11 protein-coding genes and 1 other annotated feature (1 of these 12 running past the window's edge) are annotated in these 14,387 nt (G+C 57.1%); of the genes, 5 read left to right on the top strand and 6 right to left on the bottom strand.

Features of this window, described 5'->3' with window-relative positions:
* Positions 1-20: a sequence feature (sul1 is cis-regulatory element that is thought to sense ions involved in sulfur or methionine metabolism; They are found in Alphaproteobacteria), on the bottom strand; it reaches 36 nt to the left of the window's first position.
* 132 nt (positions 21-152) lie between these two features.
* Positions 153-1,943: an aspartate--tRNA ligase gene (gene aspS / locus G6L28_RS04135; protein ID WP_174062531.1), complete on the bottom strand. Its 1,791-nt coding sequence runs from the start codon at positions 1,941-1,943 to the stop codon at positions 153-155.
* 294 nt (positions 1,944-2,237) lie between these two features.
* On the opposite strand from aspS, the gene rnd reads away from it, so the two are divergent.
* From rnd to G6L28_RS04120, 3 genes are all read left to right on the top strand, one after another.
* Complete coding sequence (gene rnd / locus G6L28_RS04130; RefSeq protein WP_174062530.1) at positions 2,238-3,389, top strand: ribonuclease D; 1,152 nt, start codon at positions 2,238-2,240, stop codon at positions 3,387-3,389.
* Positions 3,390-3,604: 215 nt separating this feature from the next.
* Positions 3,605-4,627, top strand: a complete 1,023-nt coding sequence (locus G6L28_RS04125) for an adenylate/guanylate cyclase domain-containing protein (protein WP_174062529.1) — start codon at positions 3,605-3,607, stop codon at positions 4,625-4,627.
* Positions 4,628-4,737: 110 nt separating this feature from the next.
* A complete protein-coding gene (locus tag G6L28_RS04120; protein WP_174062528.1) occupies positions 4,738-6,099 on the top strand; it encodes an esterase-like activity of phytase family protein in 1,362 nt (453 codons plus the stop codon).
* 18 nt (positions 6,100-6,117) lie between these two features.
* Here the strand turns inward: G6L28_RS04120 and G6L28_RS04115 are convergent, their stop codons facing one another.
* From G6L28_RS04115 to G6L28_RS04095, 5 genes are all read right to left on the bottom strand, one after another.
* Positions 6,118-6,639, bottom strand: coding sequence for an MgtC/SapB family protein (locus G6L28_RS04115; RefSeq protein WP_174062527.1), 522 nt, complete (start codon positions 6,637-6,639; stop codon positions 6,118-6,120).
* Between the two features lie 60 nt (positions 6,640-6,699).
* Positions 6,700-8,223 (bottom strand): exopolyphosphatase, encoded by a 1,524-nt coding sequence (gene ppx, locus G6L28_RS04110; RefSeq protein ID WP_174062526.1) that lies wholly within the window; start codon positions 8,221-8,223, stop codon positions 6,700-6,702.
* Positions 8,220-10,424: an RNA degradosome polyphosphate kinase gene (locus G6L28_RS04105; protein WP_174062525.1), complete on the bottom strand. Its 2,205-nt coding sequence runs from the start codon at positions 10,422-10,424 to the stop codon at positions 8,220-8,222. Before G6L28_RS04105 ends, ppx begins: the two co-directional genes overlap by 4 nt.
* 61 nt (positions 10,425-10,485) lie before the next feature.
* Entirely contained in the window at positions 10,486-11,199 is a 714-nt protein-coding gene (gene hdaA, locus G6L28_RS04100; RefSeq protein ID WP_174062524.1) for a DnaA regulatory inactivator HdaA, read from the bottom strand.
* A gap of 3 nt (positions 11,200-11,202) precedes the next feature.
* The gene (locus G6L28_RS04095; RefSeq protein WP_174062523.1) at positions 11,203-12,360 is read right to left on the bottom strand and encodes an AI-2E family transporter; all 1,158 of its coding nucleotides are present in this window, start codon (positions 12,358-12,360) and stop codon (positions 11,203-11,205) included.
* Between the two features lie 236 nt (positions 12,361-12,596).
* On the opposite strand from G6L28_RS04095, the gene purM reads away from it, so the two are divergent.
* Both purM and purN read left to right on the top strand, forming a co-directional pair.
* Positions 12,597-13,670 carry a phosphoribosylformylglycinamidine cyclo-ligase gene (gene purM / locus G6L28_RS04090; protein ID WP_174062522.1) on the top strand — a complete coding sequence of 358 codons (1,074 nt, stop codon included), beginning with the start codon at positions 12,597-12,599 and terminating at the stop codon, positions 13,668-13,670.
* On the top strand, positions 13,667-14,311 hold the full coding sequence (purN, locus tag G6L28_RS04085) for a phosphoribosylglycinamide formyltransferase (protein ID WP_174062521.1): 645 nt from the start codon (positions 13,667-13,669) through the stop codon (positions 14,309-14,311). The genes purM and purN overlap by 4 nt, the downstream gene beginning before the upstream one ends.
* The last annotated feature ends 76 nt before the right edge of the window (positions 14,312-14,387 follow it).

The following is a 14,387-nucleotide window of genomic DNA, read 5'->3' as shown; positions in this document are numbered from 1 at the left end:
GGAGTTTCACCGGGTCCGTGGTGAGTGCGCACTGTATAACGGTAAGTGCCCGCCCTATCAAGCCGCGATAATATCTATGCATCTGACTACAAAAAAAACGGCGGTCATTGATAATGACCGCCGTTGATCAGATGTTCAGGGCTAAAGGATACTCAATCCTTCTTGGCCGACGGCACCACGCGCAGCGCCAATTCGCGAAGCTGCGTTGGCGATGCGGGCGAAGGCGCGTTCATCAGAAGATCCTGCGCCTGCTGGTTCATCGGGAACAGCGTGATTTCACGCAGGTTTTTCGCGCCAACGAGCAACATGACCACGCGGTCGATGCCGAATGCGCAACCGCCATGCGGAGGAGCGCCATACTGGAATGCGCGGTAGAGTCCGCCGAAGCGCTCTTCCACGTCGCTCTGCGACAGGCCTACCTTTTCGAAGGCCTTGACCATCAACTCGGGAGATTGGTTACGGATCGAGCCGGAAGCGATTTCAAAGCCGTTGCAGACCGCGTCATACTGGTAAGCCTTGATCGACAGCGGGTCCTGACCATCCAGCGCTTCCATTCCGCCCTGCGGCATGGAGAACGGGTTATGCGCAAAGTCGATCTTCTTTTCTTCTTCATTGTATTCGAAGAATGGGAAGTCCACGATCCAGCAAAGCTCAAAACGGTCGCGGTCAACGAGGTTCAGTTCCTCGCCAGCACGCGTGCGCGCTTCACCGGCAAACTTGTAGAACTTCGCGGGATCGCCAGCGACAAAGAAGCAGGCGTCGCCAGCTTCGAGACCGAGCTGTACACGCAGCGCTTCGGTGCGCTCTTCGCCGATGTTCTTCGCCAGCGGGCCGGAGCCTGCGATCTTGCCGTCTTCTTCCTTCCAGAAGATATAGCCCAGACCGGGCTGGCCGGTGGACTGCGCCCACGCATTCATGCGGTCGCAGAATGCACGGCTTCCGCCGGTCTTGGCCGGGATTGCCCATACTTCGACCTTGGGGTTAGACGCGATCATGTTTGCGAAGACCTTGAAGCCTGAACCGGCAAAATGGTCGGTCACGGCCTGCATGACGATCGGGTTGCGCAGGTCCGGCTTGTCGGAACCGTATTTGCGGATCGCTTCGTCGTAAGGAATGCGCGGCCACTGCTTCGTTACCGGCTTGCCTCCGGCAAACTGCTCCAGAACCGATGTCATCATCGGCTCCATGGTTTCCCAGACGTCTTCCTGGGTCACGAAGCTCATTTCCACGTCGAGCTGGTAGAACTCGCCCGGCAGACGGTCTGCACGCGGGTCTTCATCGCGGAAGCACGGTGCGATCTGGAAGTAGCGGTCGAAACCGGCAACCATCAGCAGCTGCTTGTACTGCTGCGGCGCCTGCGGCAGCGCGAAGAACTTGCCTTCATGAATACGGGATGGCACGAGGAAGTCGCGCGCGCCTTCCGGCGAGGATGCCGTCAGGATCGGCGTGGTATATTCGGCAAAGCCTGCCTCTGCCATCCCGTTGCGCATGGCGGAAATGATCTGCGTGCGCTTGACGATGTTCTTGTGCAGCGTTTCGCGGCGAAGATCGAGGAAGCGATACTTCAGGCGAACGTCTTCCGGGTATTCAGGCTCACCGAACACCGGCAACGGCAGTTCCTTGGCAACGCCGAGAATTTCGATCTCCTGCGCGTAAAGCTCGATTTCGCCGGTCGCCATGCCTTTGTTGACGGTGTCTTCCGAACGCGCCTTCACCAGGCCATCGATACGGATGACCCATTCGCCACGCACGACTTCGGCAGTCTTGAAGGCAGGGCTGTCGGGATCGGCAACAACCTGGGTGATGCCGTAATGATCGCGAAGGTCGATGAAGAGGACGCCGCCATGATCTCGCACGCGGTGAACCCAGCCGGAAAGACGAACGGTCTCGCCGACATGCGACTTGCGGAGAGCGGCACAGGTGTGGCTGCGGTAACGATGCATAATGATATCCTGAAGCATGCAGCGGCCATATAAAGCCGCACTTTCGAAATTGGGCGGAAAAGCGCATGGCTGACCCGATTTGTCAAGAAAAAGCGCAATCAAAGGGCTTTTCCACTTGCCGCGTCTCTCGTCGTTCTCGCTCATCCGAGCGCGATGAAAGGAGCGTAATCCACGCCAAATAGACCAGAGAACAGAGGAAAGATGCAGCAAAGAACGGAGAAACCCGCCGTTCATATTGACATAAGCTGCTCAAAGGGAAAGTAAGACGGATACTTTTCCTGGACTGGCCGAACAATGATTGACACGACAGCAGCACTCGCCGATGCCTGCAAGGAGTTGGCGAAATCCGAATTCATTACCATCGATACTGAATTCCTTCGAGAGACGACTTTCTGGCCCGAGCTTTGTCTTGTGCAGATGGCGAGTCCCACTCTCGAAGTGCTGGTCGACCCGCTTGCAAAAGGCATAGATCTGTCCCCACTGTTCGAGTTGATGGCCGATGCCAGTGTCGTGAAGGTTTTCCACGCGGCGCGGCAGGATATCGAGATCATCCACCATCTCGGCGGCCTTATCCCGCATCCGATCTTCGACACGCAGGTTGCGGCCATGGTCTGCGGTTTTGGCGATTCGATTTCCTACGATCAACTCGTCCAGAAGATAAAGAACGTCCAGATCGACAAATCCTCGCGCTTCACAGACTGGAGCCGCCGTCCATTGTCAGAGAAGCAGCTGGATTACGCGCTGGCCGACGTGACCCATCTGCGCGACGTTTATCTGTCCCTCAAAGCCCAGCTGGAGCGCGAAGGCCGCTCTTTCTGGCTGAAGGAGGAGATGGACATTCTGGAATCCACAGAAACCTACGACATGCATCCCGACGATGCGTGGCTGCGGTTGAAGTCGCGCTTGCGCAAACCGGCAGAGCTGGCAATTCTGAAATTCATCGCCGCTTGGCGTGAACGCGAAGCGCGCTCCCGCAACGTTCCACGTTCACGGGTTCTGAAGGACGATGCGATTTTTGAGATTGCGCAGCAGCAGCCCAAGGATGCCGAGGCACTGTCGCGGTTGCGCACCGTGCCTAGGGGCTGGGAGCGCTCCGCCGCCGGTACGGCGATCATCGAAACCGTGAACGCCGCACTTGCCCTGCCTAAGTCGGAAATGCCGCATCCACCGCGCCAGAGCCATTCACCGGAAGGCACCGGTGCAGCAGTAGAGTTGCTAAAGGTTTTGTTGAAGCTTACCGCCGACAAGCATGGCGTTGCTGCCAAGGTTATCGCCAACAGCGACGATCTGGACAAGATCGCATCCGAGGGCGAGAAGGCCGAAGTGCCCGCTCTTTCCGGCTGGCGTCGCGATCTGTTCGGAGAGCCCGCGCTTAAGCTCATTCGCGGCGAGGTCGCTCTTCGCTTCGCAGGCAAGAAGGTCGAAGCTGTCGAGCTACCCGCATAGTCAGCGATAGCAGTCTTCGTTTGCGCGCTTGGCTCGCACCCGTCTACCGTAAGCCAAGCTTGGGTAGTTTAGCGTATCTGCCTGCACGTTTCATATCTTACGGAATGGTCACTTTTTGCAGTGCCCCTTCCACACTAATGTCATCGTCGTCAGGAATCACGGAAGGCGCTTTGGGGGAAGCGGCTTCGATCATTTTTCTATTACCTAGGCTCTTCATGAGAAAAATTCTCGCAATGCTCGACTATGTCGTCCTGTTTCTGGCTGTTGCGGGAAGCGGTGTCGTCTACGCATTTCTGGAATATGGCGGTGGAGCATTGATCGGCGCCACCTATGCGCTGTTTGCCTGTGCGCCCATTCTGGCATTCGAGCGCGGCCACATCATGCCGGGTCTTTCGCGGCGCATCAGCATGCTGCCCACGCCCGCCTATATCGCTGTCGGCATGGTCATCTACGTCATCCTCGTTTTCTGCGGTTTCGGCCTCGGTGGCACAATCTTGTGGGCTACCGGAGTTTTCCCGGTAACGTGGAAACGCGCAGTTCATGCCGAAGTGCAAACCTTGGTATTCACCCTTGGCGTATGCGCAATCATCGTCTTCATCATGCGCGTCCGCGAATTGCTCGGTCGGGATATCTTTATCGATCTCATTCTTGGACGCTACCGCCGACCGGTCAGCGAAGAACGCGTATTCCTTTTCATCGATGTCGTTGGCTCAACTTCGTTCGCGGAAACAAATGGCGATCTCAAAGCGCAGGAGTTTCTTGGCGAGCTGTTTTCTGCATACGCCGCTCCGGTCAGGCGGCATGGCGGCGTAATCGACGATTATATCGGCGATGCGGCCATCATCACCTGGCCTTATCATCTGGCAATTCGTCGTGCCGCCTGCATCAACTGCGTGTTCGATATTCTGGCAGAAATCGAAAGCAGCCGTGCCACATGGCTTGCCGACTTCGGCACGGTCCCGAAACTGCGCTTTGCTATCCACGGTGGCCCGGTCATCACCGCCGAGATAGGCGTAGATCACCACAAGATCACCTATTTCGGAGATACGGTAAACACCACAGCCCGGCTGGAATCACTCAGCAAGATGCTCGGTCATCCAATCCTGATATCGTCCGACCTCGCGCACCAACTGCTGTTACCCAAAGGCGTTAAGAGCGAATATCTGGGCGAACATGCTGTAAAAGGGCGCGGTCAGACGCTAGGGGTCTGTGCGTTAAGCCGACAAGCAGCGCTCTGATCAACATCCGCTAAGAAAGCTTCATCAAACGTTCAACACGTCATTACACGGCTGTCACAAACCGCACCTATCGGTCGCTGCGCCACAATTCGCAAACCAACAGGTGTTTCATGAAAAAGACCCTTCTTTCTTCCGCGGTGTTTCTGACGCTCGGCAGCCTCTCCGCGTTTGCCGCGGAGAAAGAATTTCCGGCAAAGCTCGTTTCTCAAGCCATGCTCCCCGCAAACACCATTATCGCCGCTCCGGCAGATGCACCGGAACATCTGAAGACGTCCGCCAAGTTCACGACGGCGGATCGCAAGCGTGCAGAAGGTCTCGGCACCGTGCCAGGAAAAGATGGCGTGCGCGCAACAGGTCTTTCCATGCCGTTCGATGGTCAGCCGATGCAGGGTTTCTCAGGCATTAAGGCCATGGATGACGGCACGTTCTGGAGCCTTTCCGATAACGGTTTCGGCTCAAAGCTGAACTCCAGCGACGCAATGCTGATGTTGCACCACCTGAAATTTGATTGGGACAACGGCAAGGTCGAAGCGCAGGAAACCGTATTCCTGTCCGACCCGGACAAAAAGGCCCCCTTCCCCATCGTTATGGAAGGCTCGGAAAAACGTTACCTTACGGGTGCGGATTTCGATGTTGAATCGATTCAGCCTGTCGCAGATGGTTTCTGGGTCGGCGAAGAGTTTGGACCCTATATTCTGAAGTTTACCCGCGACGGCAAGCTGACGGATGTGATTGCGACCAAGGCTGGCGATATCGAAGTAAAGTCACCCGACAATCCGATGCTTACTCTGCCCGGCAATCCTACCCAGAAGCTGCCTGCTTTCAACCTGAAGCGCTCCGGCGGCTTTGAAGGTATGGCGATGTCGAAGGATGGAAAGAAGATTTACGGTTTGCTGGAAGGCCCGCTCTACTCGGCAGACGGTCAGGTCGAAAAGACCGAAGACGGCGCAACGGGCCTTCGCATCATCGAACTGGACGTCGCTTCGAAGGCGTGGACAGGTCGTACATGGCTTTACCCGCTGGCAGAGGGTGGCGAAGCCATCGGCGATTTCAACATGCTGGATGACGCGACCGCCCTTGTGATCGAGCGCGATAACGGTGCCGGTTCCGCTGATCAGGCGTGCGCCGATCCAAAGAAACCGGAGGCAAATTGCTTCGCTGTACCAGCCAAGTTGAAGCGCATCTACAAGATCGAGTTCAACGACGCGAATGTCGGCAAGGCCGCCCGCAAGATCGGCTATATCGATCTCATGAAGGTTGCCGACCCGGACAATAAGGCGCGTCAGGGCAGCGCGAACGGCACTTACGCCATGCCGTTCGTCACCATCGAAAACGTGGATCGTGTCGACGCCGACCACATCATCGTCGGCAACGACAACAACCTGCCTTTCTCCGCTGGCCGTGCGCTGGACAAAGCAGACGACAACGAGTTCGTCGTGCTCGAGGTCAAGGACTTGCTCGACGCGAAGTGATCCAAAGCGGGTGCTGTCTTAGTCGGCGGCATCCGTTTTCTCCCCACCGGAGGATGGTTCCCTTATACCGGCGGCGATCTCTCCCTTGCGCAGTAACCAGAGCACAACGATACCTATGGAAGTGGCAACGATAGCCAGCAGCCAGATGCCAAGTCCCACTGACAGCCCAATCGAGGCGGAAAGCCACATGCTTGCGCCGGTGGTCAGTCCCTGAACGCTGCCTTTGGTATAAACGACGACGCCCGCCGCAAGAAAGGCAATGCCAGCGGTAACTGCTTCCACCAGACGGATCGGATCCATCTGCGCAGAGCTTTCGGCGTTGTCATAGGTATGCATCAGCTCAAGAGTCACAATGCAAAATACGACCGCCGCAACACCTATGAGCATATTGGTGCGTATGCCCGCAGTATTCTTCCGAAACTGCCGCTCAAGTCCGATCAGGCCGCAGAAAAAAGCGGCACCCAAGACCCGCAGCACCATAATCTCCCCGGGCATGGCCAGCGTGAAATCAAACTCGTCCGCAATTGACTGTGGTAACATGAAACCCTCCTCTGCGCCGCTGGGGCTAAATCGCAGGAGAAGGGTTTGGTTCCCGTTCGACTACTCGAAAACGAAGGCGAGCCGTTTGCCCGTCAGCTTTGCGAGCTGCTGCAATCGACCGTCAAGCCGCTCACCTGCGAAATCGCAATATTCTTGCGGCACCACGAACTCCAGATCGAATTCCGGGTTTTCAGATTTTCGGAAACGCAGATGATCGACCACCCCCGGCATAGAAGCCGAGAAAAGATAAACAACACGCAACAAGCCACCGAGCAGCTTTGCCAGCTCGATCATGCGCGGGGTGGCGATTTTCGATAGACTGTCCGTGGAACCGGTGTCGTTCAGTCCTTCGAAACGGTAATAGTTCGCCAAAGCGATATAGGCGCGGCCGGAGTGCGTAATTGCGATGAAAGACGAGTGGGCGATGATGTTGAGCGCCTGCAAACCGCGATAATCGGGATGGGCACGCCAGCTGATATCTGCAACGAGGCAAGCAGCCTGTCGATAACGGCTCTCTTCCTCCGTTTCCTCTATGCCGAACACCGGGAACGTCCTGCCGCTCCAGTCGGCAAGTTCACGCGCATGTTCGGGAGAGCGCGCGCGGAGTATCGCTAGCTCATCGGCTGCAACCAGCAAGGGATCGGCTTCGCGCTCGCTCTCAGACAGCAGCGAAAAGAGATAACCTTCTCGCACGCCCTGCGCCGAAAACGCGATTTTTGCCGGCTTCATCGCCTCCAGAACCTCGCGCATCGCGACCGCACCGAAAGGCAACAACGATCGACGGTTCTTGGACACCGCCTGCCAGGCCGGGTCCTTGCTATCCTTGGAGGCAATCACCTCATCCAGGAAGCTCAGCAATTCCGGCAGTGACAGTTCATAGCCCTGCATCATATGCAGTGGGTAGTTGGTGATCTCCATGTGTAGTTTGGCGATGTTACGCCATGTACCACCTACCGCATAGAAGGTGCGCCCTTCGCCCGCCGCCAGCAACGACGCGCTTTTCTTAACCTGTTTTTTGGCAAATGCGGCCGCCTTCTCCAACGAACCGCTCGCCTGTTCGGATAGCCGCAAGCCACCCAGCGGCAATGTAATGCCGGTGCCGCAGGTGTTACCCTTGATATCGATCAGCTCCAGCGAGCCGCCGCCGAGGTCGCCCGCAATGCCGTCCGGTTCGTGGAAGCCGCTGATCACACCATAGGCAGAATAGAGGGCTTCCTTTTCGCCGGAAAGAACCTCTATCTCGCAGCCAAGTATCTCTTCCGCTTCGCGGATGAAGTCCGGCCCGTTTTCGGCTTCACGCGCAGCAGCGGTCGCCAGAACATAAAGTTGCTGCGCCTGCGCCTGATGCGAGAGCGCACGAAAGCGCCGCAGAGACGTCAATGCGCGGCGCACACCTTCGTCATCCATGCGACCTGTCAGCGCTAGGCCCTTGCCGAGACCACACAGAACTTTTTCGTTGAACAGCACCGCAGGTGCGCGGGAGAGACCTTCATATACGACGAGACGAACGGAGTTCGAACCAATGTCTATGACGGAAACGGGGGCAAGGCCGGTCAGCCGCCCCTGTGCTTCTGATCGTGTCATTCAGCCTGTTTCTTGCGGGCCGAAATCAACCCTGCAATCAGTTTTGGCGCACTGGATTTCAGGGCTTCACCACGCCCGGAAAGGCTTGGATTGGTCATGAAATAGTGCTGCGCGTTGAACGGTTCCTCGCCCTTGCGCACTTCAATACGCCTGGACGTTCCATTCGGCAGTATCTCGTAGCTCTGCTGATTGTCAATGAGATTACCCAGCATGATCTGTGAAAGAACCTGCTCATGCACCGTGGGGTTGACCAGCGGCACCAATGTTTCGACACGCCGATCCAGGTTTCGCGGCATCATGTCGGCAGAGCCGATATAGACCAGTGCCTTGTCCGAGGGCAGGCCGTAACCATTGCCGAAGCAGAAGATGCGGCTATGTTCGAGGAAGCGAGCGACAATGGACTTTACGCGGATATTTTCCGAAAGACCTGGCACCTGCGGACGCAGGCAGCAAATTCCGCGCACCACCAAATCGATCTCTACACCCGCCGCACTTGCTTTGTAGAGCGCGTCGATGATCTCGGGGTCAACCAAGGAGTTCATCTTCATCCAGATAGCCGCTGGCGCACCTGCTTTCGCATGCTCGATCTCGTCATGGATATGCTTCAGGATACGCGGGCGGAGCGTGTAAGGCGAAACCGCCAGCTTCATGCCCTCTTCCGGCTCACCATAACCCGTGATGAAGTTGAAGATATTCGCCATGTCATGGGCAATCTTCGGATTGCACGTGAAGAACGAAAGGTCGGTGTAAACTTTCGCCGTCACCGGGTGGTAGTTGCCCGTTCCGAGATGGCAGTAGGTCCGCAATTTACCGTCTTCCCGGCGCACGACCATCGACATTTTGGCGTGCGTTTTAAGCTCGATGAATCCAAAAACAACCTGTACGCCTGCGCGTTCAAGGTCACGCGCCCAGCGAATGTTCGCTTCTTCATCGAAGCGCGCTTTCAACTCCACCAGTGCGGTCACAGATTTTCCAAGTTCGGCAGCATCGATGAGGGCGCGCACGATGGAACTGTCGTTGGATGTGCGGTAGAGCGTTTGCTTTATGGCAAGAACGTCCGGGTCGCGGGCGGCCTGTAGCAGGAACTGCACAACGACATCGAAGCTTTCATAAGGATGGTGAACCACCATGTCCTTTTCGCGGATTGCGGCGAGGCAATCGCCCATATGCTCGCGCACGCGCTCCGGGAAGCGCGCATTATAGGCTTCGAACTTCAGGTCTTCGCGTGGCGCCTTGACGATTTCCGAAATTGTATTGAGCGCCAGAAGTCCCGGCAGAACGGCCACGCGATTATCCGGCACGCCCAACTCATGCACCACGAACTGGCGCAGGGACTGCGGCATTTCGCTATCGGTCTCGATACGAATGACCGAGCCGCGGCGGCGGCGCTTCAGCGCGCTCTCAAAATAGCGAACAAGATCCTCGGCCTCTTCTTCAAGCTCGATATCACTATCGCGGATGATCCGGAACGTGCCGAAACCCTTGACGGTATAACCGGGATAAAGCCGGTGAATGAACAGGCCGACCACATCCTCGAGCGTGATGTAGCGTATCGCGGTCTTCTCGTCCGGCAACCGGATAAAGCGGTCCAGCGCAGTCGGCAGACGCAAAAGCGCCGTCATCGGCTCGCGCCCGTTCAGGCTTTCCAGCTGAAGACCCATCGAAAAACCGAGGTTCGGAATAAATGGGAAGGGGTGCGCCGGATCGATGGACAACGGCGTCAGAACCGCGAAAATCCGCTCTTCGAATTCGTTCTCCAGCCATGCGCGGTCATCGTCGGACAAGGCCGCAGGACGAACGATGTAGATATCTTCCTTGGCGAGATATTGCTGGAGAACGGCAAGCGACGCCTGCTGCTCCATCTGCAAATTGTCGATCTCTTTCAGAATGTCTTCAAGCTGCTCCGCTGGCGTCTTGCCATCCGGTGTCTTGATGGTGATGGACTGGCGTACCTGGCCTTCCAGACCGGCAACGCGCACCATGAAGAACTCATCGAGGTTCGCTGCGGAAATGGAGAGGAAACGCAGCCGTTCCAACAGCGGATGAGAGGGATTGAGTGTTTCTTCCAGAACACGACGGTTGAACTGAAGCCAGGAAAATTCGCGGTTTACGAAACGCGATGGGCTCTCCCAGAGATTTTCAACCTCAGGGCTCGTTGATGCACCGCTATTGTCTACCTGTTCCTGCACCACCGAATCCATCGAAAACTCCGCCTTTTGATCTCATTGCCCGTATAACAGTTTGACGACGGAACTGTGACAGTCAATCGTCATCCAGACTGCTGCCCATCTCGGTCAGGACTTCCGCGGCCAGAGCACGACCGATGCGCGTTTTCCGCGCCATCGCCAAACTATCCAGCCTTTCGACAATCATCTGCGCCGTGTCCAAAGACCGTTCCATCCGCGCAACGATATAGCTGACGAGTTTGTCATCCATATAAAGCTGCCGGTCGGCAAACAGCTTCATCAACACCTGCGCGAGCAAATCTTCGTCCGGTTCGCCGATTTCCACCACGGTCGCCGCTTTGAGCCGTGAGCGCAGGTCGGGCAGCGCAACCGGCCATGTAGCGGGCCATTGGCGGGTGGTGATCAGAAGAGACGTGCCGTTTTCCCGAACGCTGTTGATGACGTGGAAGAGCTCGGTATCGTTAAAGCCCCTGCGGTCTGCATCTTCGAAAAGGACCGGGCCTTTTTCGGCAACCCGGGCAGCATCGGCACCAAGTTCGGGGACAATTTCGGCAGCGCCACTGGTGTTCTTCCAGATGGCGGCCAGATGCGACTTGCCTGAACCGGGCGGCCCGGCAAGGATGACCACCGGGGACGGCCAACGTGGCCATTCGTCGACAATCCTGACCGCAGCAGCGAGCGGCGCAGTAACGAGTAAATCTTCTCTTCCCGTCGCACTGCGATGGGAGAAGGCAAGCGGCAACTGCTCGGCTCTAGACTGAGCAGGAGCGGGTTTGTTATTTTCGGTCATCAATCAACTCTGAGAATCGATCTTCTGCGACGGCAGCGCTTCCAGTTGGCCAGCCTCTGGTGGCTCCCAGGGAAGATTGGCTGCACGCCCGTGGTAAAGATCGCTATCAAGATAGCGCGATAGAGCGAAGCGAACAAGCACACCGACCGCAGCAGCAGCCGGAACCGCGACCAGAAGACCGACGAAGCCGAACAGGGCTCCGAAGGCAAAAAGCGCAAACATCAGCCAGACGGGGTGAAGACCCACGCTGCTGCCAACGAGCTTCGGCTGAAGAATATTACCTTCGATGAACTGGCCGGAGAAGAACACGACAAGCGTAAGAATGACATAAATATAATCAGGCCAGAACTGCACCAGCGCAACGCCGACGGCAAGAACAAGGCCAACCATGGACCCAACATAGGGAATGAAACTGATAGCTCCGGCAAACATGCCGATCAGAAGACCGAAATTCAGGCCGACGAGCGAGAGGCCTACGGCATAATAGACGCCGAGTATGATGCAGAGCGAACCCTGACCGCGAATAAAGCCCGCTATCGTCGCGTCCATGTCACGCGCAATCTGCCGCACCGTCGCCACGTGGTCACGCGGAATCCAGCTATCCACCTTGTCGATCATCCGGTCCCAATCCAGCAGAAGATAGAAGGCGACCACCGGCGTCACCACCAGCAGCGAAATTACGTCAACCAGCGACTTGCCGGAATTCCAGATCTGCGTCAGCAGCGTGCCGATAAAGCCCGCTCCTTCCGTCAGAAGCTTGGAGAAATTTTCCTTTACCGTATCGATCTGCGAGCTGACCCAGCCGGGCAACAAGTTCGTGTCGGCGCCTGCGATCAACTGCTGCAAAGAGAAGATATATTGAGGAATACGGCTGATGAATTCGGATGCCTGCGCGACGATCAGCGGAATAATGATAATCAGCGAAAGCGCGAACAGCAGCACGAAGGAAATGAGGATGAATATGCTTGCCATCATGCGGCTGAGGCCGCGCCGCTCCAGCCAATCCGCTACCGGATCGAGAAAATAGGCCAGCGCCATGCCCGCCACGAAGGGCAGCAGAATGGAGCTGAACACCATGAGGAATACGATGAAAATCACCAGCGCGCCCAACCAGAAAAAGATCTGGCGTCTCAGATTTATGCCTCTGATATGTGGTTGCATCGTTTTTCCCTTATACGCGCCAGCCCATGATAACGCCGACCTTTAGGAGATAGGATGCACAGACAGGGGTGGTCAAGGGTGATAGCTGTTATGCTCTGCGGTGCATCTTAACCGGATCATAGACCGACTTGAGCGCGAAAAGGCATGAAAAACATGCGTTCCGGCGCTCTCACCCTTGCATCGACACCCATCTCATGCGAATGGCGACGCCAAGAAAACCAGCGGAGACGAGAGCCATGAGCCAGTCGGGCAAGAACGGTCTTACCTACAGCGATGCAGGCGTCGATATCGATGCCGGGAACCTGATGGTCGAGAAGATCAAGCCAGCCGTTCGCTCCACGCGCCGCCCGGGTGCCGATGGCGAGATCGGCGGTTTCGGCGGCCTGTTCGATCTCAAGGCTGCGGGCTTCAAGGATCCTGTTCTCGTTGCCGCCAATGATGGCGTCGGCACGAAGCTGAAGATCGCTATCGACGCGAATTTTCATGACACCGTCGGCATCGACCTCGTTGCCATGTGCGTCAACGATCTGGTGGTTCAGGGCGCAGAGCCCCTGTTCTTCCTAGATTATTTCGCCACCGGCAAGCTCGATCCGGATCAGGGCGCTGCCATCGTCAACGGGATTGCCGCGGGCTGCCTTGAATCCGGCTGTGCGCTGATCGGCGGTGAAACGGCTGAAATGCCCGGCATGTATTCCGATGGCGATTACGATCTCGCAGGCTTTGCCGTGGGCGCTGCCGAACGCGGACAGCTTCTGCCCGCTGGCGACATCGCAGAGGGCGATGTCATCCTTGGCCTCTCTTCCTCCGGCGTCCATTCCAATGGTTTCTCGCTGGTGCGCAAGATCGTTTCCCTCTCCGGTCTTGGCTGGGATGCGCCTGCGCCTTTCGCAGACGGCAAGAAGCTCGGCGAAGCACTGCTGACGCCTACCCGCATTTATGTGAAGCCGCTTCTCAAGGCCATTCGTGAAACGGGTGCCCTGAAGGCTCTGGCGCATATTACCGGCGGCGGCTTCCCTGAAAATATTCCGCGTGTGCTGCCAAAGCATCTGGCGGCGGAAATCGATCTCGCATCCATCGAAGTACCGGCTGTTTTCTCGTGGCTTGCCAAAACCGGCGGCGTTGCGGCCAATGAAATGCTGCGCACCTTCAACTGCGGCGTTGGCATGATCGTCGTCGTTTCGGCAGAAAATGCGCAGAAAGTGACCGACGCGCTGACTGCGGAAGGTGAAACCGTGTTCCCGCTCGGTCGCATGGTTGCCCGTGAAGAAGGCGCGCATGGCACCATCTACAAGGGCACGCTCGCACTATGAGCACAGGCTCTGCCCGCAGCAAAGTCGTGGTGTTCATTTCAGGCAGCGGCTCCAACATGGTGGCGCTGGCTGAGGCCTGTCAAAGCTCGGACTTCCCCGCCGAAATCGTCTGCGTCATCTCCGACAAGCCGACAGCAGGCGGGCTTGCCAAGGCGCAGGGCTTCGGCATCCCCACCCTCGTCTTCGAGCGCAGGAATTATGCGAGCAAGGCCGAGCATGAAGCGGCAATCCTCGCCGCGCTTGGGGAGATTGCACCCGACATCATCTGCCTCGCAGGCTATATGCGCCTGATTTCCGGCGATTTCATTGCATCTTACGAGGGCCGGATCATCAACATCCACCCCTCGCTGCTGCCGCTCTTCCCGGGCCTCCACACCCACCAGCGCGCCATCGACAGCGGCATGAAAATCACCGGCTGCACCGTCCACTTCGTCACCGAAGGCATGGATCAAGGCCCCGTCATCGGCCAGGCCGCCGTTCCCGTCATCACCGACGATACAGCCGAAACGCTTGCCGCCCGCGTGCTGACAGTGGAGCATCAGCTCTACCCGCTTTCTTTGAAGCTGTTGGCGGAGGGTAAAGTGCGGATGGTGGACGGCAAGGCTGTGCGCGACAGCGATGCGACATCGACCTCTCAGTAGCTGATATCGGCCTGATACACGGCTTGGCCAAGCCTTGACCGAGCCGTTTGCGTACTGGTATTAGTTTGCTCGAAAG

This window comes from Agrobacterium larrymoorei (genome assembly GCF_013322225.1).
In the GTDB taxonomy this organism is placed as follows: Bacteria; Pseudomonadota; Alphaproteobacteria; order Rhizobiales; family Rhizobiaceae; genus Agrobacterium; species Agrobacterium larrymoorei_A.
Note: the sequence above shows the minus strand (reverse complement) of the source record. Positions and strands in the feature narration are given on the sequence as shown.

Excerpts from the sequence above, each read along its gene's own strand:
- G6L28_RS04120 (WP_174062528.1), top strand. The coding sequence starts at position 4,738 with ATGAAAAAGACCCTTCTTTCTTCCGCGGTGTTTCTGACGCTCGGCAGC.
- rnd (WP_174062530.1), top strand. The coding sequence starts at position 2,238 with ATGATTGACACGACAGCAGCACTCGCCGATGCCTGCAAGGAGTTGGCG.
- G6L28_RS04105 (WP_174062525.1), bottom strand. The coding sequence starts at position 10,424 with ATGGATTCGGTGGTGCAGGAACAGGTAGACAATAGCGGTGCATCAACG.
- purM (WP_174062522.1), top strand. The coding sequence starts at position 12,597 with ATGAGCCAGTCGGGCAAGAACGGTCTTACCTACAGCGATGCAGGCGTC.
- aspS (WP_174062531.1), bottom strand. The coding sequence starts at position 1,943 with ATGCATCGTTACCGCAGCCACACCTGTGCCGCTCTCCGCAAGTCGCAT.
- ppx (WP_174062526.1), bottom strand. The coding sequence starts at position 8,223 with ATGACACGATCAGAAGCACAGGGGCGGCTGACCGGCCTTGCCCCCGTT.
- G6L28_RS04115 (WP_174062527.1), bottom strand. The coding sequence starts at position 6,639 with ATGTTACCACAGTCAATTGCGGACGAGTTTGATTTCACGCTGGCCATG.
- G6L28_RS04125 (WP_174062529.1), top strand. The coding sequence starts at position 3,605 with ATGAGAAAAATTCTCGCAATGCTCGACTATGTCGTCCTGTTTCTGGCT.
- hdaA (WP_174062524.1), bottom strand. The coding sequence starts at position 11,199 with ATGACCGAAAATAACAAACCCGCTCCTGCTCAGTCTAGAGCCGAGCAG.
- purN (WP_174062521.1), top strand. The coding sequence starts at position 13,667 with ATGAGCACAGGCTCTGCCCGCAGCAAAGTCGTGGTGTTCATTTCAGGC.
- G6L28_RS04095 (WP_174062523.1), bottom strand. The coding sequence starts at position 12,360 with ATGCAACCACATATCAGAGGCATAAATCTGAGACGCCAGATCTTTTTC.